Below are 19,914 nucleotides of genomic sequence, written 5' to 3'. Positions count from 1 at the left end.
GCGAGATATGATCGTTTGTCGACCGAATGAAATCCACCTAGATTTGCGGCGCCTGCGCAGGCCTTTATCGCTATCGCGACACTTATAGGGAAGCCAACCACCATGCGTCACTACGCACACACCCTCGTTCTTTCTGCGCTGCTGCTCGGCGCGGGCAACTGCATCGCCAGTACCGACCTGCGCCCCGTGGTCAACGCCAGTATCGAGCCGCTGATGCGCCAGCAAGGCATTACCGGCCTGTCGGTCGCGGTGATTCACCAAGGCCAGGTGCAATACTTTAATTACGGCCTTGCCTCCCGAGAAACCCAACAACCGGTCAGCGAAAACACGCTATTTGAAGTGGGTTCGGTCAGTAAAACCTTCGCCGCCACCCTCGGCGGCTACGCCCAAGCCACCGGCAAACTCACGCTGTCGGACAAGGCCAGCCAGCACCTGCCGGCCCTCAAGGGTAGCGCCTTCGAGCAGATCAGCCTGTTGCAACTGGCCACCTACACCGCCGGCGGTTTGCCGTTGCAGTTCCCCCAAGCCGCTGACAATGCAGGCGGCATGCTCAACTACTTCCAGCACTGGAAAGCCACCTATGCGCCCGGCGCACAGCGGCTGTATTCCAACCCCAGCATCGGTCTGTTCGGTTATCTGGCGGCGCAAAGCCTACAACAACCGTACAACGTCGCCATGGAGCAAACACTGCTGCCCAAACTGGGCCTGAAACACACCTATGTGAACGTGCCAAAGGCGCAAATGGCCCTTTACGCCCAAGGCTATGACAAACAGGACAAACCCGTGCGCGTCAGCCCCGGCGCGCTGGACAGCGAAGCCTATGGCATCAAGACCAGCGCCCACGACCTGGCACGCTACGTGATCGCGAACATGCACCCGCAAACCCTGGAACAGCCGCTGCAACAGGCCATCGCCACCACCCATAGCGGTTACTACCGCGTGGATGGCATGACCCAGGCCCTGGGCTGGGAGTACTACCCCTACCCCATTTCGCTGCAAGCGTTGATCGACGGCAACTCCACGCCCATGGCCCTGCAACCCCATGCAGCCAGCTGGTTCACCCAGCCCCAGGCGCAACCGGCCAATGTGCTGTACAACAAAACCGGCTCCACCAGCGGGTTTGGCGCGTACGTGGCGTACGTACCGAGCCAGGACAAAGGCGTGGTGATCCTGGCGAACAGGAACTACCCGAACGCCGAACGGGTGAAAGTGGCACATGCCATCTTGAGTGCCCTGGCCCCATAACGCACTCAGGCGGGCGTGGTTCTGCGGGTTATTCGGCGTACGCCCAGGTCATGCGAAACGACGCCCCGCCCCATTCCGAATCCCGCACCTCGACCTGCCCGCCGTGCCACTGTGACACCCGCTGCACCAAGGCCAGCCCAAGGCCGAAGCCGCCAGTGCGGCGGTCGCGGCTGGCGTCCAGGCGCATGAAGGGTTGGAAGATTTTCGCGCGGCCGCCCTCAGGCACGCCGGGGCCGTCGTCACACACGCGCACTTCATAACCGTTACCGAATGCGAGCAATGACACGTGCACCCGGCGTTCGGCGTAACGAATGGCGTTGCGCAACAGGTTGATCACCGCGCGGGCCATAAAGCGCGGTTCGATCTGGATAAAATCCACCTCGCACACGCGCAACGATAACTGCACACCGGCCGCCTCGGCCTCCAGCGCCACGCTGCCGATCACGCTGTCGAGCCAGCTGTGGGCTTCGATGCGCTCGCGGGTGACCTGGGTGGCGCCGCGTTCCAGGCTGGCATAGGTGAGCAACTCCGAGACCATCTCTTCCAGTTCGCCGAGGTCTGCGTACATGTCGGCAATCAGTTCGCTGCGTTGGCGGGGGTCGGCCTGTTGCTTGAGCTGGTCGAGCTCGAACGACAACCGTGCAATCGGTGTACGCAATTCGTGGGACACGGCGTTGGTGAGTTCGCGCTGATTGGCGATCAGGCTTTCGATGCGTTCGGCCATCTGGTTGAAGTGGCCGGCCAGCTCGCGCACGGTGGAGCGGCGCGGCAGCAGGATGCGTGAGCCCAGGTCGTTATCGCCGAAACGCTGGGCAGCCAGGCGGATGTGTTCCAGGTCGCGCCAATGCGGGCGCACCCAAAAATACAGCACAAGGGCCAGGCACACGCCGAGAAGGCCATAGGCCCATAGGTACAGCCATTTGGGTTCTTCCGGCAGTTTGATCTCCAGCAACTGCGGGCCAGCGTCGATAGCGGCGAGGAACTCCTTGAAGTCGCCACGCACCACCAGCAGGCCCTGAGCCAGCAGCGCTTGCTCTCGGGAGGTTAGCGCCTGGGTGTCTTTGTGCACCAATTGCAGACGCAGCCCATAGTGCGGTTGCAGCTCGGCGAGCCGGTCCTGGCGCTGTGCACTGGGTAATGGCCGCAGTTGTTCGACTACGCCATACGCCGGGCCACGCATGGCCTCGCGGTTGTAGGTTTCGTTGGCGTCGGGCAGCAGCTCGTCGAAGGTGTAGTTGACCAGCCAGATTGCGCCTGCCAGGCCCAACGCCAGGATCAGATATAAACGCAGGTACAGCCGCAGCACCTAGACCTCCCACGCAAATGGGTTGAACAGGTAGCCCTTGCCCCAGATGGTCTTGATGCACACCGGTTCGCGGGGGTTGTCGTTGAGCTTGGCGCGCAGCTTGCTGATGTACACGTCGACACTGCGGTTGAGGCCATCGAAGGCGATGCCGCGCATGCGGTTGAGGATGTCATCGCGCGACAGGATGCTGCCAGCGTTACTGGCCAGCAGCCAGAGCAGCTCGAACTCCATGGTGGTCAGGTCGATGCGCTCGTCCCCTAGGCTGACCACCCGGCAACTGCGGTCGATGGCCAACCGGCCGAACGCTAGGGCTCCGCGCACCGTAGGCTCCGGCGCCTGGCGGCGTTGCAATGCACGCAGGCGCGCCAGCAGCACCGGTGGTTTGATCGGTTTGATCACGTAGTCGTCGGCACCGGACTCCAAGCCCAAGATATGGTCCAGATCGTCCTCTTTGGCGGTGAGGATCACGATGGGCGTGTCCGACACCCTGCGGATCTCGCGGCACACCTGCAAGCCACTCTGGCCCGGCAGCATCAAATCGAGCACCACCATCTTTGGCATGAAGTCTAGAAAGGCCGCCAGGGCCTCGTCGCCCCGGTGTACCACGCGCACGTCAAAGCCATGCTGCGACAAAAAATGTGCGATCAGCCCTGCCAGCCGCTCGTCGTCCTCGACAAGCAGGACCTTGCCCAGCCCCAGGTTTTCCATAGGTTCTCAGTTGCAAACGGCGATTGATTGAAGAGCGCGCAGTATAGGTGGCAAGCTGCACCACTTGAGCGGCCGGCCGGCATCGATGGGCCAAGCTTCATGCTTTTAAGAGTTTTTAACAAATAGCCCGCAGTTTTTTACGCCATCTACAGGGAGTTGTATGCGCAAGGATTACCTGGCGTTCTTCGTGTCGCTGTTCTTGTCGCGGCTGGCGGACCAGATTCTGTTATTTATCGTGCCGCTGCTCGTGTTCCAGACCACCGGCAGCGTGGCGTGGGCGGGCCTTGCGTTTTTTGTCGAGTCCCTGCCGCGCTACCTGGCATTCCCGGTGTGCGGCGCGTTGTGCGACAAGTTTTCGCCGCTGCGGATGTTGCATATCAGCCAGGTCTATCGGGCATTGGCATGTGCAGTGGCGGTGGTGCTGTATGGGTTGTTTGATGGGATTTATTGGTTGGTGATCCTGTCGGCCCTGTGCGGGGTGCTGACGACCCTGGGCATTATGGCGCGGGAAGTCGTGATGCCCCATGGCTTCGCACAGTACAGCTACGCCAAGACGTTGTCCTATTCACAGATTGCCGATCAGAGCGGCCTGGTGCTCGGCCCACTGCTGGCGGCGTTGCTGCTGGAAATATGGAGCTGGCCGTGGGTGGTAGCAGGCGTGGCCGGGCTGTTCGTGCTGGCCGATCTGGCCATGCTGATCTGGCAACGCCACACCTCGATGGGCCTGCCCAGTCATGCGCAGCATTCCGACATCTGGCTGCAACCGCTGCGTATCGCCTTGGGCCACATCGGCCGCCTGGCGGCGTTGAAGCGCATCATTATTCTGGCGGTCGGCGTCAACCTGATCGTCGGTGTCACGCTGGCGACCTCGGCGGCGTTGGTCACCGGCCAGTTCGCCGCCGGCAAGGACGCCTACGCCCTGCTCCAGGCTGGCGGGGCGTTGGTCACCATTGCGATTCTGTTCTACCTGGCCCGCGCCACTTTACCCTTGAAGCTTATGGGTGGGCTGGGGTATTCGATGATTGCAATCGGTGCGCTGATCACCGCGATCAGCCCTGCTGTGTGGGTCTATACCGTGGGTTTCCTGCTGATCACCGGCTTCGACAAGATGTTCAACGTGTACCTGCGCAGCACCCGCCAGCGGGTCATCCCGGTTCAGGACTTCGGCAAGACGGTGGGGGTGATTACCCTGCTCAACAACCTGGCGCAACCCCTGGCGGGGTTGGCGATTGCGCTGTTGGCCACGCCCCTGGGCACACAAACGGTGATCCTGTTATTAACCGGGATCACCGCGCTGATCGGCCTGGCGGTCGCCTCAGGCTGGCACGCCACTGTGAAAGCGGAACTCGACGTCGGGTGACTCGATCAGCTCTTGCTCGGCCGCCCTTACCCGCTCGATCACTTGGGCGATGTCCTTGGCGTCGCCATATTGGTAGGCCAGCTTCAAGTACCCCTGAAAGTGCCGGGCCTCGCTTTTGAGCAGACCGAAGTAGAACTTGCCGAGCTCGTCGTCCAGATGGGGCACCAGCGCTTCGAAACGCTCGCAACTACGCGCCTCGATAAACGCGCCCACCACCAGGGTATCCACCAATTTGACCGGCTCATGGCTACGCACCACTTTGCGCAGTCCCGAGGCATAGCGCCCGGCGTGCAACTGGCGCAGTTCGACCTTGCGCTTTTTCATCAGGCGCATGACCTGCTCGTGATGCACCAGCTCTTCCCGGGCCAGGCGCGACATCATATTGATCAGGTCGACATGGGCGTGGTACTTGGCCATTAGGCTCAGTGCCGTACTGGCGGCCTTGAATTCACAGTTCTTGTGGTCGATCAACAAGGTGTCCTGATCGGCCAATGCGGCCTGGACCCAGGCGTCAGGGGTACGGCAACCGAGGAATTCGTGGATTTCGGGCAGGTTCATCGGGCTCACGGGCAAAGGATCACAAAAGGGCGCCGATTATACCGACCGTGCCGCAGACCACCAGCCACCGGGCTTGATGTGCATCAACATGACGCCCGGCGCGGAGCAACTATAGTTGTGACACCCCCCTTGTTTCCGGAGTAACCGACCATGCAAGACGTCCGCAGCATCCTGGTGGTCCTTGAAACCGAACATTCCGAGAGCCTGGCCCTCAAGCGCGCCAAGCTGATCGCCGGGGTGACCGGGGCGCATCTGCATCTGTTGGTGTGCGACCGCAAACACGAGCACTCCGCGCTGCTCAGCGTACTCAAAGCGAGCCTGACCGAAGAAGGCTACAGCGTGACCACCGAACAGGCCTGGAACGATAGCCTGCATGACACCGTCATCGCGGTGCAGCAGGCTGAAGGCTGTGGCTTGGTGATCAAGCAGCACTACCCTGATAGCCCGCTGAAAAAGGCCCTGCTGACACCGACAGACTGGAAATTGCTGCGCTACTGCCCCGCGCCGGTGCTGCTGGTCAAAACCGCCACACCCTGGGCCGGCAAAGTGATCCTGGCCGCCATCGATGTGGGCAACAGCGATGTGGAGCACCGCTCGCTGCACCATTCGATCATCGACCATGGTTTCGACATCGCCTACCTGGCCAAGGCCCAGTTACATGTGATCAGCGCCCATCCCTCGCCGATGCTGTCGGCGGCGGACCCCACGTTCCAGCTCAAGGAAAGCATCGAGGCACGGTATCGCGAGCAGTGCCAAGCCTTCCAGGCCGAATTCGATGTGGACGATACCCACCTGCATATCGAAGAAGGCCCGGCGGATGTGCTGATTCCTCATATGGCCAGCAAGCTGCAAGCGGCGGTGACCATTATCGGCACCGTGGCGCGCACCGGCCTGACCGGCGCATTGATAGGCAACACCGCGGAGGTGGTGCTGGATAAAGTGGAAAGCGATGTGCTGGTGCTCAAACCGGAGACGTTGATGGATCAGTTGCAAGAGTTGGCTGCCAAGGACTGACGCCAACTTCCAACACAACTGAGATCCAAAGTGGGAGGGGGCAAGCCCCCCTCTCATATTTGGAATTGCGCTGTCAGTCAGCCAGCGCATCGTTCAGGAAAGCCGGCGCGATATAGCGCTGGTAGTGAGCCTCGGACAGGATAAAAAACTCACGGTCGATAGCATCGCGCAGTTCCGGCAGGGCCCAGTCACGAAACTCCGGCAACAGCACCATGCCATAGGCCTCCAAATTGGAAATCACCCGCGCTCCGCGAGCAATCAACTGATACGCCCAGCAGTACTCGGACTGGTGCGGCACGAAACGGATCTTGCGCTGTTCCAGTTGCCAACGCAGTTTCTGCGGGTCGAATACTTCAAGCTTGCCGGCCATCACCTGTACCAGCAACTGCTCCAAGCGCAGCCATACCGCGCGCTTTGCCTCCTCGTCGTAGCCGTTCCACTGGATCACTTCGTGATGGAAACGCTTGCAGCCGCGGCACACGAGATCGCCGTAGACCGTGGAGCACAGACCGACGCAGGGCGTCTTGATGGTTGAGTTGGACATGGGCGGCAACACGCAAATCAGCGAAACAGTGCGCCATGTTAGCCCTTTGTCTAAGCTCGATCACCCGGCAAACGTGACATGGCAACTTACCTTTAGTTTTTTTTTGCCGTAGAATCATCCGGCCTTGTAAGGCGCCAATAATCCGCTGGAAGCTGTTTTCAAAGCGTCACGAGCACAGTCGTTCCTTCAGAACGGTGTTGGCGATGGTGAATGACCCGGTAGGTCGAGCATCAGCGCCAACCCTCATCAGCTCCGTTCTGCAGGCGTAAAACTTTGAAAGCAGCTTCTGTAAGGAATGCCGGCAGCGCTGGCTTTGCGGCCCAAAAAGCCCCCGAGCGCATGCGTGCCGTTCATTTCTGGATGAGCGTCCCGTGGGACCACTGATGAGGGTAATAACTGTGCTTGAAGCCTACCGCAAACATATCGAAGAGCGTGCAGCCCTGGGTATCGTTCCCCAGCCGCTTAACGCCGAACAAACCGCAGGCCTGGTCGAGCTGCTGAAGAATCCTCCGGCTGGCGAAGAAGAATTCCTCGTTGACCTGATCACCAACCGCATTCCACCAGGTGTTGACGAAGCTGCCTACGTCAAGGCCGGTTTCCTGTCTGCCCTGGCCAAGGGCGAAGCCACTTCCCCCCTGATCGACAAGAAGCGCGCCGTTGAACTGCTTGGCACCATGCAAGGCGGCTACAACATCGTGACCCTGGTCGAGCTGCTTGACGATGCCGAGCTGGCACCTGTTGCCGCCGCTCAACTCAAGCACACCCTGCTGATGTTCGATGCGTTCCACGACGTGGCAGAAAAAGCCAAGAACGGTAACGAACACGCCAAAGCGGTGCTGCAGTCCTGGGCCGACGGCGAGTGGTTTAAGAACCGCCCGACCCTGGCCGACAAGATCAGCCTGCGCGTGTTCAAGGTCACCGGCGAAACCAACACCGACGACCTGTCCCCTGCCCCAGACGCCTGGTCCCGCCCTGATATCCCGCTGCACGCCCTGGCCATGCTGAAAATGGCGCGCGAAGGCATCGTGCCGGACGAGCAAGGCAAGACCGGCCCAATGAAGCAGATCGAAGAGATGCGCGGCCAAGGCTTCCCGATCGCCTACGTCGGTGACGTGGTCGGTACCGGTTCGTCGCGTAAATCCGCCACCAACTCCGTACTGTGGTTCTTCGGCGACGACGTTCCTTATGTACCGAACAAGCGTGCCGGTGGTTTCTGCTTCGGCAGCAAGATCGCTCCGATCTTCTACAACACCATGGAAGATGCCGGCGCACTGCCAATCGAGTTCGACGTCACCAACATGCACATGGGCGACGTGATCGACCTGTACCCGCATGCTGGCAAAGTCTGCAAGCACGGCACCGATGAAGTCCTGACCACCTTCGAAATGAAGACCCCAGTGCTGTTGGACGAAGTCCGCGCCGGCGGCCGTATCCCGTTGATCATCGGCCGTGGCCTGACAGACAAGGCCCGTGCCGAGCTGGGCCTGGGCCCGACCGATCTGTTCAAGCTGCCAGAAGCCCCGGTCGACACCGGCAAAGGCTTCACCCTGGCACAGAAGATGGTCGGCAAGGCGTGCGGCCTGCCGGAAGGCAAAGGCGTGCGTCCAGGCACCTACTGCGAACCGAAGATGACCACCGTAGGTTCTCAGGACACCACCGGTCCGATGACCCGTGACGAACTGAAAGACCTGGCGTGCCTGGGCTTCTCCACCGATCTGGTGATGCAGTCTTTCTGCCACACCGCGGCCTATCCAAAGCCGATCGACGTGACCACCCACCACACCCTGCCTGACTTCATCATGACCCGTGGCGGTGTATCCCTGCGTCCGGGCGACGGCATCATCCACAGCTGGCTGAACCGCATGCTGCTGCCGGACACCGTCGGCACCGGCGGCGACTCCCACACCCGCTTCCCGATGGGCATTTCGTTCCCAGCCGGTTCCGGTCTGGTCGCGTTCGCCGCCGCCACCGGCGTCATGCCGCTGGACATGCCGGAATCGATCCTGGTGCGCTTCAAAGGCAAAATGAAACCTGGCATCACCCTGCGTGACCTGGTTCATGCCATTCCTTACTACGCGATTCAGGCTGGCCTGTTGACCGTAGAGAAGAAAGGCAAGAAAAACGCCTTCTCCGGCCGCATCCTGGAAATCGAAGGTCTGAACGACCTGACCCTGGAGCAAGCGTTCGAGCTGTCCGACGCCTCGGCCGAACGTTCGGCTGCCGGTTGCACCATCAAGCTGTCCAAAGAGTCCATCACCGAGTACCTGAACTCCAACATCACCCTGCTGCGCTGGATGATCGGTGAAGGCTACGGCGATGCACGCACCCTGGAACGTCGCGCCCAAGCGATGGAAGCCTGGGTCGCCAACCCGGAGCTGATGGAAGCCGATGCCGACGCCGAATACGCCGAAATCATCGAGATCGACCTGGCCGAGATCAACGAGCCGATCCTCTGCGCACCGAACGACCCGGACGATGCCCGTCTGCTGTCCAGCGTTGCCGGCGAGAAGATCGACGAAGTGTTCATCGGTTCTTGCATGACCAACATCGGTCACTTCCGCGCTGCCGGTAAGTTGCTGGAACAGGTCAAGGGTCAGCTGCCAACCCGTCTGTGGCTGTCGCCGCCGACCAAGATGGACGCTCACCAACTGACCGAAGAAGGCTACTACGGCATCTATGGCAAGGCTGGCGCACGCATGGAAATGCCGGGCTGCTCGCTGTGCATGGGTAACCAGGCACGGGTAGAACCGAACTCCACCGTGGTGTCGACGTCGACCCGTAACTTCCCGAACCGTCTGGGTGACGGCGCGAACGTCTACCTGGCTTCGGCTGAGCTGGCGGCTGTCGCTTCGACCCTGGGTCGCCTGCCGACCGTCGAGGAGTACATGGGCTACGCGGCCAAGCTGGACACCATGGCCAGCGACGTCTACCGCTACCTGAACTTCGACCAGATCGCCGAGTTCCGCAAGATCGCGGCCAGCGCCAACATCCCGGTGCTGCAAGCTTAACGGTGTGTTGATGTGAAAAACGCCGCGTATCGCAAGATACGCGGCGTTTTTTTGTGTCTGGAATAAGCCATTAGTGGCAAGACAAAACAATGACGGGAGAGGACAAGCCCCCTCCCACACCACTTAAGCCATCAGCGAATACACCAACGCCGTAATCGCCACCAGACCAACCGCCGTGACAAACACGTTGGACGCCTGCCCACGGTATTTGGCCATGGCCGGCACTTTGCGGATGGCGTACATCGGCATCAGGAACAGGATTGACGCAATCACTGGGCCGCCGAGGGTCTCGATCATACCGAGGATGCTGGGGTTGAGCGTGGCGACGATCCAGCACACCACCAGCATGAAGGCGGCAGTCATGCGGTCCAGGGTCTTGGCGGCCGGGCGGCGACCGGTTTTAAGCACCAAGCCCTTGAGGCCTTCACTGGCACCGATGTAGTGGCCCAGGAACGACTTGGCGATTGCCACGAACGCGATCAGCGGCGCGGCGAACGCGATGGTCGGGTTGTTGAAGTGGTTGGCCAGGTACGACAGGATCGACAGGTTCTGCGCCTTGGCTTCGGCCAACTGGGCCGGCGACAGGGTCAGCACGCAACTGAACACAAAGAACAACACCATCGCCACCATCAATAGGTGCGCGCGGGACAGGATCTGCGAGCTGCGCTCATCGGCATTGGCGCCGTATTGGCGCTTCTGATCCACCGCGAACGCCGAAATGATCGGCGAGTGGTTGAACGAGAACACCATCACCGGAATCGCCAGCCACAGCGTATTGAGCAACGCCGACGGCGCCGGCAGCTCGCGGGCGGTGCTGAGGATGCCGCCGGTCCAGTGCGGCACCAGGTACACCGCCAGGAACAGCAAGGCGACGATAAACGGATACACCATCAGGCTCATGGCCTTGACGATCACCTGCTCGCCGCAGCGCACCACGGCCAGCAGGCCCAGGATCAGCACGAACGACAGAATCGCCCGTGGCGGCGGCAGGATATGCAGCTGGTGTTCCATGAAGCTGCCGACGGTGTTGGTCAGCGCCACGCTGTAGATCAGCAGGATCGGGAAAATCGCGAAGAAGTACAGCAACGTGATCAACGCCCCGGCCTTGATACCGAAATGCTCTTCCACCACGTCGGTAATGTCGGAGCCTTCACGACCGGACAGCACGAACCGCGTCAGGCCACGGTGGGCGAAGAACGTCATCGGGAATGCCAGCAGCGCCAGGATCACCAGGGGCCAGAAGCCGCCCAGCCCTGCGTTGATCGGCAAGAACAAAGTACCGGCGCCAATGGCGGTGCCGAACAGGCCGAGCATCCAGGTGGTGTCCTGGCGGCTCCAGCGCGTGAGGGTTGCAGGTGTCGTTGCATAGCGTTCGTCGACGCTATTGGCCTGATCATTCATCCAGTCGGATCTCCGCATTTACACAGCCGGGACGAGTCAGAAAAACCTGACAGGCAGCGCCCCGACCATAGAAGGGGCCGGATTGTCCGGGATTCTCGTGAAGAAGCAAAGACTTAGCTGAGGAATGGTTGACCGGTGCAGCCGCAGACAATCACGAACTTGCCCGACCCACGAGCAGTAAATTTTCCTTCCCGATAAAACGCTCTGTCTTACAAATCCAGCATACTGGTCCTGTCTACCCTCCAAGGAAGAGCCTTGCGATGACCACCACTGTTCTGGTCCTGGTTGAAACCATCAACGACTACCTGCCCATCATCGAAAGCAACGACTTTCATGTGATCCTGGCGCCGACGCCCGCCGAACGCGCCCACGCCATCAAAGCCCACGGCGGGCAGATCCAGGCCGTGCTGACCCGTGGCCCATTGGGCCTGTACGCCGAAGAAATCGCCGCCTTGCCACAGCTGGAGATCATCTGCGTGATCGGCGCCGGTTATGAACACGTCGACCTGCAAGCCGCCAGCAATCGCGGGATCGTGGTTACAAACGGCGCCGGCGTGAATGCACCGTCGGTGGCCGACCACGCCATGGCGCTGTTGCTGTCACTGGTACGCGGCATCCCGCAGAACGACGCCGCAGTGCGGCGTGGCGAGTGGCCCAAAGTGATGCGCCCGTCCCTGGGCGGCAAGCACCTGGGCATTCTCGGGCTTGGCGCCGTCGGCCTGGAGATCGCCAAGCGCGCGGCCCTGGGTTTTGGCATGGAGATCAGTTACCACAATCGCCAACCACGGGATGACGTGGACTACACCTACTGCGCCACGGCTCTGGATCTGGCGCGCAGCGCGGACTTCTTGATTCTGGCCACGCCCGGCGGCGACGGCACCCGGCACCTGATTGACCGACGCGTACTGGACGCCCTCGGTCCCCATGGCTACTTGGTGAACATCGGGCGTGGCAGCGTGGTGGTCACCGCCGACCTGATTGCCGCCCTCGAACAGCGGCGCATCGGCGGTGCGGCGCTGGATGTGTTCGACGACGAACCCAAGGTGCCCGACGCCCTCAAGCGCCTGGGCAATACCGTACTCACCTCCCATGTCGCCGGGCTGTCGCCCGAGGCCGCCCATGACACCGTGCAGCGCGTGGCCGACAACCTGGTGGAGTATTTCGCCGGGCGCCCGGTGCTCACCCCGGTCGCCCTGCCCCCGCCCGTAAAATGACCGATCAGGCACGTTGATCATCCTGCAACACGCTAACCTATTAAACCGCCCCGACCTTGTGGCTGGGCGGTGGCGCGCATTAGATTAGCCAATAGTCCGAGGCCTTTAGAATAAGCAGAAGGGATAAGCATGGCGCTGAACGACCAATCCACCCAGATTCGCCCCGGCGAGGAACTCGATGCCGGCCTGATCGATCCCTACCTCAAGGCCCACATCCCGGGGTTGAGCGGCACGCCCACCATCAGCCAGTTTCCCGGTGGCGCCTCCAACCTGACTTACCTGCTGGAATACCCCGATCAGGAATTCGTACTGCGCCGCCCACCTTTTGGGCACAAAGCCAAGTCCGCCCACGACATGGGCCGCGAGTTCCGCATTCTCAACCAACTGAAGGATGGCTTCCCCTACTGTCCCAAGGCCTACGTGCATTGCACCGATGAGTCGGTGATCGGCGCCGAGTTTTATGTGATGGAGCGCGTCAACGGCATCATCCTGCGCTCCGACCTGCCCGCCGAGCTGGGCCTGGATGCAGCGAAGACTCAAGCACTGTGCAAAAGCTTTATCGACAAGTTCGTCGAACTGCATCAGGTGGACTACACCGCTTGCGGCCTGGCCGACCTGGGCAAGCCCGAAGGCTACGTGGCGCGGCAGATTCGCGGCTGGAGCGACCGCTACGAAAAAGCCCTGACCCCCGATGCGCCAAAATGGGAGGCGGTACGCGCCTGGCTCAACGACAAGATGCCGGCCGATCACCCCACCTCCAGCATCGTGCATAACGACTACCGCTTCGACAACGTGATCCTCGACCCGCATAACCCGATGCAGATCATAGGCGTGCTGGATTGGGAACTGACCACCTTGGGCGATCCGCTGATGGACCTGGGCAACACCCTCGCCTACTGGATCGAAGCCGCCGACCCGGCGCCGGTGCAATTGATGCGCCGCCAGCCGAGCAACGCGCCGGGCATGCTCACTCGCCGAGAATTCGTTGACTACTACGCCGAACGCGCGGGCATCCGAATCGATAACTTCGATTTCTATTACACCTACGGCCTTTTCCGCCTGGCCGGCATCGTGCAGCAGATCTATTACCGTTTCTTCCATGGCCAGACCCAGGACAAACGCTTCGCGCAGTTCATTCAGATGAACGCACTGCTTGAGCAAATGAGCCTGAATGTCATCAGCAAATCAGCCCTTTAAGGAATCCCCATGTCCAAGACCCACCTGTTCGACCTCGACGGCAAGATCGCATTTGTCTCCGGCGCCAGCCGTGGCATCGGCGAGGCCATCGCCAAGTTGCTGGCCCAGCAAGGCGCCCATGTGATCGTGTCCAGCCGCAAGCTCGAAGGCTGCCAGCATGTGGCCGATGCGATCATCGCCGACGGCGGCAAGGCCACAGCGGTGGCCTGCCATATCGGTGAAATGGAGCAGATCAGCCAAGTATTCGCCGGTATTCGCGAGCAGTTCGGGCGCCTGGATATCCTGGTCAACAACGCCGCCACCAACCCGCAGTTCTGCAATGTGCTGGACACCGACCTCGGCGCGTTCCAGAAAACCGTGGACGTGAACATCCGTGGCTACTTCTTCATGTCGGTGGAAGCCGGCAAGCTGATGCGCGAAAACGGCGGCGGCAGCATCATCAACGTGGCCTCGATCAACGGCATCTCGCCCGGCATATTCCAGGGCATTTACTCGGTGACCAAGGCCGCGGTGATCAACATGACCAAGGTGTTCGCCAAGGAATGCGCCGAGTTCGGTATACGCTGCAACGCGCTGCTGCCGGGCCTGACCGACACCAAATTCGCCTCCGCACTGGTCAAGAACGACTCGATCCTGAAAATGGCCCTGGCGCAGATCCCCCTCAAGCGCGTAGCCGACCCGAGCGAGATGGCGGGCGCAGTACTGTTCCTGGCCAGCGACGCCTCCAGCTACACCACCGGCGTGTCGCTGAATGTGGACGGTGGCTTCCTGTCCTGAGTGCCGGCGCAGCGGTACAGATCGATTTACGAGTAATCTTGGCGCCGATCGATCTGTCTCAGGATGAAACATGGAACTCCACATCGTCATCAACGGGCGTAAGGACCTGGCGGCGCAGCTTTATCAGCAGTTGCGCGAAGCCATCGCCGCCGGGCGTCTCACGGCAGGTGCCCAACTGCCGCCCAGCCGCTTGCTGGCCGAGCAATTGGGCATATCGCGCAAGACGGTGTCCGATACCTACGCCACGTTGACCTATGAAGGCCTGCTGGTGGGCAGGATTGGCCGCGGGACCTTCGTCAACGCCTGGGCACCACAACCTGATCGCGTACAAACCGCTACAGATCTGGCCTGCTCCGCCAACCTGGCGAAATGGCAAGCGCTGCCCTCGCCCATGCATCACCCCGCCAACGACAAGCGCCTGCGCTACGAATTTATCGGCGGCGCCACCAGCCGCCAGCAGTTCCCCCAGGATGAATGGCGGCGCTGCACCCAGCATGCCCTACGGCGTATCGCCGAGCACAGCGGCTTCTACAGTCAACCCGAAGGGCTGCCGGCGTTGCGCAGTGCCATCGCCGGGCATATCGCGTTTTCCCGAGGGGTCAAATGCCGCGACAGCGACATCGTGGTCACCAACGGCGCGCAACAGGCACTGGACCTGCTCGCCCGCGTGGTGTTGGAACCGGGCAGTATTGTCGCCATGGAAGACCCCGGCTACACCCCCGCGCGCCAACTGTTCACGGCACGGGGCGCCCATGTCGCCAGCGTGCCCGTGGACGCACAGGGTATCCAGGTCGACCAGATCCCCGACGGCACGCGCCTGATCTACGTCACCCCGTCCCATCAATTCCCCCTGGGCATGCCCATGAGCGCGGCGCGCCGCGAAGCCCTGCTGGCGCGTGCGTTCGACCTGGGTGCGATCATCATCGAGGACGACTACGACAGCGAATTCCGTTACGAGGGCCGCCCCACCGATTCCCTGCAAAGCCTGGACAGTCGCGGCGTAGTGGCTTACGTCGGCACCTTTTCCAAGACCCTGCTGCCCGAGTTGCGCCTGGGCTACGTGGTGCTGCCACCGGCGATCCACGGCGCGGTACTCAAGGCCAAGCAACTGACCGACCAGCACAGCTCCACACTGCCGCAATGGGCATTGGCCAAGTTCATCAGCGAGGGCTACCTGCTCAAGCACATCCGACGCTGCCACACGGTATACGCCGGGCGCCGCGAACGTATCCTGGAGCGCCTGGCGGGCGATCTGTCGCCATGGTTCGAAGCGGTGCCCACAGTGGCGGGGTTCCACCTGGCGGCGCTGTGCAAGGTGCCGGTCAATATTGCGCTGCTACGGGAGCTGGCGCGTCAAATGGACGTCGGCCTATACCCACTGGAGGTGTTCTTCCATGACACGCCGGTGCGTGCAGGCTTGATTGTCGGGTTCGGCGCCATTGAACTGCTGGATATCGACCCGGCCCTGGACAGGGTGCGCGATATTCTGCTGAAGATTGCATGACGCTCTATAACCCGACCGCCGGGCGGGATTTTTGGGGCAGTTAACGAGAGGTCGACTGAGCCAGCGTCATCGGAGCCAAGCCCCCTCCCACAGTTTCAACCGCCCGAGTCGGCAATTCAGGGCCGCTTGAACTGGCGCCGCAGCGCTTCAATCTGCGGGCGGCATGCGCATCCTTCAAGATGATCATTGACCATCCCCATCGCCTGCATCAGCGCATACATCGTGGTCGGCCCTACAAACGTCCAACCACGCTTCTTCAGCGCCTTGGACAGACGCACCGAGGCCGGTGATGTCGGGTTACCCGTCCAGTAAGCCAGGTCCACCACGGCCGGGCGCTCTTGCGGGCCGGGTTCGAAGGCCCATAACCACTGCGCCAGAGAGCCGGTCTCGTCCACTAGCTCACAGGCACGCCGCGCATTGTTGATGGTGGAGACGATCTTCGCCCGATTACGCACGATGCCCGGGTTCTGCATTAGACGCAGGATATCCGCCTCGCCGTACTGCGCCACGCGGCGAAAATCAAAGCCGTCGAACGCTGCACGAAACTGCTCGCGCTTGCGCAGAATGGTGATCCACGCCATCCCCGCCTGAAACCCTTCCAGGCAGATTTTCTCGTACAGCTGAATATCATCGGCCACCGGCACGCCCCACTCATGGTCGTGGTAATGCAGGTATTCCGGCGCCGCGCCGCGCCAGGCGCAGTGTCGGTGCCCGTGCTTATCGATGCTCAAACCTGGTGTGTCCATTCGCCCCCCTTCTGTGCCGAGCGCCGGATGATAAGCGAAAAATTTTGCACGCCGCCAACCGCTCAAGCATCGCCCTTACCGACCCACTGGTCAGACCGGGACCTGCCAACCGCCGAATTATTACTTGTGATTTCAAAAAAACCCGGCGTAGACTGGCCCTGCACTGGACTTACCGGTATGACCACAACAATTAAGCCCTGGAACCACCAGGGCGCCGAATAGAGATCCCTCCCATGCTCAGATGGTGCTCGCGTTCGATTTTCCTGCAAGTCGTGATCGGCCTGATGTTAGGCGTTGTTTGCGGCCTGGCCCTTCCCGAATTCTCTTCGCAACTCAAACCCCTCGGCGACGGCTTTATCAAACTGATCAAGATGCTGATCGGCCTGATCGTGTTCTGCGTAGTGGTCAGCGGCATTTCCGGCGCCGGCGACCTGAAAAAAGTCGGGCGCATCGGCCTTAAGTCGGTGATCTATTTCGAAGTGCTGACCACCATCGCGTTGGTGATCGGCCTGGTTATGGCGTTCAGCACCGGCATCGGCACCGGCGCCAATATTCATCTGGAACAGCTCTCTTCCGCCGGCCTGAACGAACTGGCCGATAAGGGCCAGCACATCCGCGGCGCCAGCCAATTCCTGATGGACCTGATTCCCAACTCAGTGATCGGTGCGTTTGCCGACAACAACGTGCTGCAAGTTCTACTGTTTTCAGTGCTGTTCGGCAGCGCGCTGAACCTGGTGGGCGAAGCGGCGTCGGGCATTTCGCGACTGATCAACGAATTGAGCCATGTGATTTTCCGCATCATGGGCATGATCGTGCGCCTGGCGCCCATTGGCGTGTTCGGCGCCATCGCCTTCACCACCAGCACCTACGGCCTGGATTCCCTGCAACACCTGGGCAGCCTGGTAGGCCTTTTCTACCTGACCTGCTTTGCCTTTGTCGGCGTGATCCTCGGCGTGGTAATGCGCCTGTCGGGCCTGCGCATGCTGCCGCTGCTCAAGTACTTGCGCGAAGAGCTGCTGATCGTAATGGGCACTGCCTCTTCCGACGCTGTGCTGCCTCAGATCATGCGCAAACTGGAGCACCTGGGCATTGGCAGTTCCACCGTGGGCCTGGTGATTCCGACCGGCTACTCGTTCAACCTCGACGGGTTCTCGATCTACCTGACCCTGGCCATCGTATTTATCGCCAACGCCACCGGCACACCGCTGTCGATGACCGACCTGCTGACCATCCTGCTGGTGTCGTTGATCACCTCCAAGGGCGCCCATGGCATCCCCGGTTCGGCGCTGGTGATTCTGGCGGCCACCCTCACCGCGATCCCGGCGATTCCGGTGGTGGGCCTGGTGCTGGTGCTGGCAGTGGACTGGTTTATGGGCATCGGCCGCGCATTGACTAACCTGATCGGCAACTGCGTCGCCACCGTGGCCATTGCCCGCTGGGAAAAAGACATCGACCTCCAGCGCGCCAACAAGGTATTGGACGGCCAGCAGGGTTATGCCTTCCAGGCCAAGAAACCGGTATTGCCGGCGCACCAGGAATTCTGAAGGCGACACTACCCAGGTGGGAGCGGCAAAACTGCTCCCACCGTATCAGCATCATCAAGGAGCCATCGACGTGATCAGCACCTCAACCGTCGTCAATTCAGTGGTAGAAAAACTACGCGCCGCCCTGGCGCGGGGTCAGTGGCGCCGCGGCGAAATGCTCCCCGGCCAGCGCGAGCTGGCCGAACAGCTGGGCATCAGCCGCCCCAGTCTGCGTGAAGCGGTGATCGTACTGGAAACCCTCGGCCTGGTGCGTTCCATGCCCGGCAAAGGCGTGGTCGTGTTAGAGACCAGCGTCAGCGATCCGCAGTCCAGCGACGCCGTAGCCGACGCCAGCCTCGAAGACATTCTGCAACTGCGCTACACCCTCGAACCCTTTATCGTCGGCCTGGTGGCCCAGTCCATCAGCAGCAAGGAAGTCGGCCAGTTACGCCTGACCCTGATGGACATGCGCGAAGCCCTGGACGCCGGCGATGCCGAAGCGGGCCTGAACGCCTATGTCGATTTTCATGAAGAGCTGTTCGCGCTGACTTCCAACCCGATCTTTCAGAACGTGGTGCAGCAGACCCGCAACGCCCTCAAGCAAAGCGCCCAGGTACTGCGTAACTCGCCTGAACACCTGGCCGAACGCCTGCAGGAAAACGAAGCCGTGGTGCGCGCCATACGTAACAAGAACAGCGCCCTGGCCAGCGCCGAAATGCGTCGGCATATCCTCCAGGAGGGTCTGCGCATGGGAATTGCCCTGAACATCCCGGACGACCATCTCGGCAGCTGATTTTTTGGAGACCGGCCATGACCGCCCACGCCTTGCAACGCAACCCGATCCTGCCTGCCCTGCGCCTGGTGGCCGGTAAAAAACCCTCGGTGGACGACATCTACCCGCGCCTGTTCGACGCCATCCTCGAACAACGCATCGCCCCGTCCAGCCGCTTTACCGAAGAAGGCCTGGGCGAAACCTTTGGCGTGAGCCGCAGCGTGATTCGCCGGGTGCTGGCCAAACTTTCCCATCAGCAGGTGATCATCCTGCGTCCCAACCAACGCGCCCAGGTCGCCGCGCCGGACAGCCTGCAAGCCCGACAAATCCTCGAAGCCCGGCGCATGACCGAAGTCACCGTAGTGCAATTGGCCTGCGCCCAGGCCACACCCGCGCAGATTCGCCCCTTGCGCGAGCTGATCGCCCGCGAGCGCGAGTGCATTGAGCGCGACCAGCGTGGGCCGGCGATTCGATTATCAGGGGAGTTTCATTTGCAGTTGGCCGCGATCGCCGGTAATGCGCCGTTGGCGCAGTTCCTCAACAGCCTGGTGCCATTGACATCGTTGGTCATCGCCCAATTTGAAGCAAAAGCCTGCACGTATTGCGCGTGGCAGGAACATGTGGCCATTGTGGATGCGATTGCGCAGCGCGACTCAAACACTGCTGTAAGCCTGATGACCCAACACCTGGATCACCTGGAAAGCAAACTACTGAAACATCACTGACCTTCAGATAAATGAAGACCCAAATGTGGGAGAGGGCTTGCCCCCGGGTGGCAGTGTGTCAGTCAACCTGGATGTAACTGATCTACCGCTATCGGGGGCAAGCCCCCTCCCACAATTTTGTACGCGCCAGGCTGGGTGCCAGGGTGCTTTCTATGCCCCTTACTGGCCAAGCCCGCATACAAACCTGAAGCCAACTGAGGCCCAAATGTGGGAGGGGGCTTGCCCCCGATGGCAGTGTGTCAGTCAACCTATAAATGACTGATACACCACTATCGGCAGCAAGCCCCCTCCCCCAGGTGTTTCAACGGGGCA

The 19,914-nt window shown here is 61.2% G+C and carries 17 protein-coding genes; 11 read left to right on the top strand and 6 right to left on the bottom strand.

What is annotated here, in order from left to right; translation table 11 throughout:
- Window positions 1-102 precede the first annotated feature (102 nt).
- Complete coding sequence (gene ampC, locus K1567_RS02250) at window positions 103-1,245, top strand: class C beta-lactamase (RefSeq protein WP_220698066.1); 1,143 nt, start codon at window positions 103-105, stop codon at window positions 1,243-1,245.
- A gap of 28 nt (window positions 1,246-1,273) precedes the next feature.
- Here ampC and K1567_RS02245 read toward each other — a convergent pair whose 3' ends face one another.
- Window positions 1,274-2,551, bottom strand: a complete 1,278-nt coding sequence (locus tag K1567_RS02245) for an ATP-binding protein (RefSeq protein ID WP_220698065.1) — start codon at window positions 2,549-2,551, stop codon at window positions 1,274-1,276.
- Window positions 2,552-3,259, bottom strand: a complete 708-nt coding sequence (locus tag K1567_RS02240; protein WP_220698064.1) for a winged helix-turn-helix domain-containing protein — start codon at window positions 3,257-3,259, stop codon at window positions 2,552-2,554.
- Window positions 3,260-3,419: 160 nt separating this feature from the next.
- Here K1567_RS02240 and K1567_RS02235 point away from each other — a divergent pair, with 160 nt between their 5' ends.
- Window positions 3,420-4,619 carry an MFS transporter gene (locus K1567_RS02235; protein ID WP_034098196.1) on the top strand — a complete coding sequence of 400 codons (1,200 nt, stop codon included), beginning with the start codon at window positions 3,420-3,422 and terminating at the stop codon, window positions 4,617-4,619.
- Here K1567_RS02235 and K1567_RS02230 read toward each other — a convergent pair.
- Window positions 4,575-5,177, bottom strand: a complete 603-nt coding sequence (locus K1567_RS02230) for a tRNA-(ms[2]io[6]A)-hydroxylase (RefSeq protein WP_034113894.1) — start codon at window positions 5,175-5,177, stop codon at window positions 4,575-4,577. The genes K1567_RS02235 and K1567_RS02230 overlap by 45 nt on opposite strands.
- Window positions 5,178-5,327: 150 nt before the next feature.
- Between K1567_RS02230 and K1567_RS02225 the strand changes: the two genes are divergently transcribed.
- Window positions 5,328-6,191: a universal stress protein gene (locus K1567_RS02225; protein WP_034098198.1), complete on the top strand. Its 864-nt coding sequence runs from the start codon at window positions 5,328-5,330 to the stop codon at window positions 6,189-6,191.
- A gap of 73 nt (window positions 6,192-6,264) precedes the next feature.
- On the opposite strand, the gene K1567_RS02220 is transcribed toward K1567_RS02225, so the two are convergent.
- Window positions 6,265-6,735, bottom strand: a complete 471-nt coding sequence (locus tag K1567_RS02220) for a DUF1289 domain-containing protein (protein WP_034098199.1) — start codon at window positions 6,733-6,735, stop codon at window positions 6,265-6,267.
- A 398-nt stretch (window positions 6,736-7,133) separates the two neighbouring features.
- On the opposite strand from K1567_RS02220, the gene acnB reads away from it, so the two are divergent.
- Window positions 7,134-9,743, top strand: coding sequence for a bifunctional aconitate hydratase 2/2-methylisocitrate dehydratase (acnB, locus tag K1567_RS02215; RefSeq protein ID WP_034098200.1), 2,610 nt, complete (start codon window positions 7,134-7,136; stop codon window positions 9,741-9,743).
- Window positions 9,744-9,866: 123 nt separating this feature from the next.
- Here the strand turns inward: acnB and K1567_RS02210 are convergent, their stop codons facing one another.
- On the bottom strand, window positions 9,867-11,144 hold the full coding sequence (locus tag K1567_RS02210) for a serine/threonine transporter (RefSeq protein ID WP_034113895.1): 1,278 nt from the start codon (window positions 11,142-11,144) through the stop codon (window positions 9,867-9,869).
- 260 nt (window positions 11,145-11,404) lie between these two features.
- Between K1567_RS02210 and K1567_RS02205 the strand changes: the two genes are divergently transcribed.
- From K1567_RS02205 to K1567_RS02190, 4 genes are all read left to right on the top strand, one after another.
- Entirely contained in the window at window positions 11,405-12,358 is a 954-nt protein-coding gene (locus tag K1567_RS02205) for a 2-hydroxyacid dehydrogenase (protein WP_034098202.1), read from the top strand.
- Between the two features lie 129 nt (window positions 12,359-12,487).
- A complete protein-coding gene (locus K1567_RS02200; RefSeq protein ID WP_034098205.1) occupies window positions 12,488-13,555 on the top strand; it encodes a phosphotransferase family protein in 1,068 nt (355 codons plus the stop codon).
- 9 nt (window positions 13,556-13,564) lie between these two features.
- On the top strand, window positions 13,565-14,332 hold the full coding sequence (locus K1567_RS02195) for an SDR family oxidoreductase (protein WP_034098207.1): 768 nt from the start codon (window positions 13,565-13,567) through the stop codon (window positions 14,330-14,332).
- 70 nt (window positions 14,333-14,402) lie between these two features.
- Window positions 14,403-15,836, top strand: a complete 1,434-nt coding sequence (locus K1567_RS02190) for a PLP-dependent aminotransferase family protein (RefSeq protein ID WP_220698063.1) — start codon at window positions 14,403-14,405, stop codon at window positions 15,834-15,836.
- A gap of 116 nt (window positions 15,837-15,952) precedes the next feature.
- On the opposite strand, the gene K1567_RS02185 is transcribed toward K1567_RS02190, so the two are convergent.
- Window positions 15,953-16,582 (bottom strand): DNA-3-methyladenine glycosylase I, encoded by a 630-nt coding sequence (locus K1567_RS02185; RefSeq protein ID WP_034113898.1) that lies wholly within the window; start codon window positions 16,580-16,582, stop codon window positions 15,953-15,955.
- Window positions 16,583-16,800: 218 nt separating this feature from the next.
- Here K1567_RS02185 and K1567_RS02180 point away from each other — a divergent pair, with 218 nt between their 5' ends.
- The 3 genes from K1567_RS02180 to K1567_RS02170 all read left to right on the top strand — a co-directional run bounded on the left by K1567_RS02180 (window position 16,801) and on the right by K1567_RS02170 (window position 19,602).
- Window positions 16,801-18,126 (top strand): C4-dicarboxylate transporter DctA, encoded by a 1,326-nt coding sequence (locus K1567_RS02180; RefSeq protein WP_220699017.1) that lies wholly within the window; start codon window positions 16,801-16,803, stop codon window positions 18,124-18,126.
- A gap of 70 nt (window positions 18,127-18,196) precedes the next feature.
- Window positions 18,197-18,898 carry a FadR/GntR family transcriptional regulator gene (locus K1567_RS02175; RefSeq protein ID WP_034098214.1) on the top strand — a complete coding sequence of 234 codons (702 nt, stop codon included), beginning with the start codon at window positions 18,197-18,199 and terminating at the stop codon, window positions 18,896-18,898.
- Between the two features lie 17 nt (window positions 18,899-18,915).
- Window positions 18,916-19,602 carry a GntR family transcriptional regulator gene (locus K1567_RS02170; protein WP_220698062.1) on the top strand — a complete coding sequence of 229 codons (687 nt, stop codon included), beginning with the start codon at window positions 18,916-18,918 and terminating at the stop codon, window positions 19,600-19,602.
- Window positions 19,603-19,914 lie beyond the last annotated feature (312 nt).

This window comes from Pseudomonas sp. S5F11 (genome assembly GCF_019641515.1).
Lineage (GTDB): Bacteria > Pseudomonadota > Gammaproteobacteria > Pseudomonadales > Pseudomonadaceae > Aquipseudomonas > Aquipseudomonas rhodesiae.
This window is presented reverse-complemented; position numbering and strand designations above follow the sequence as displayed.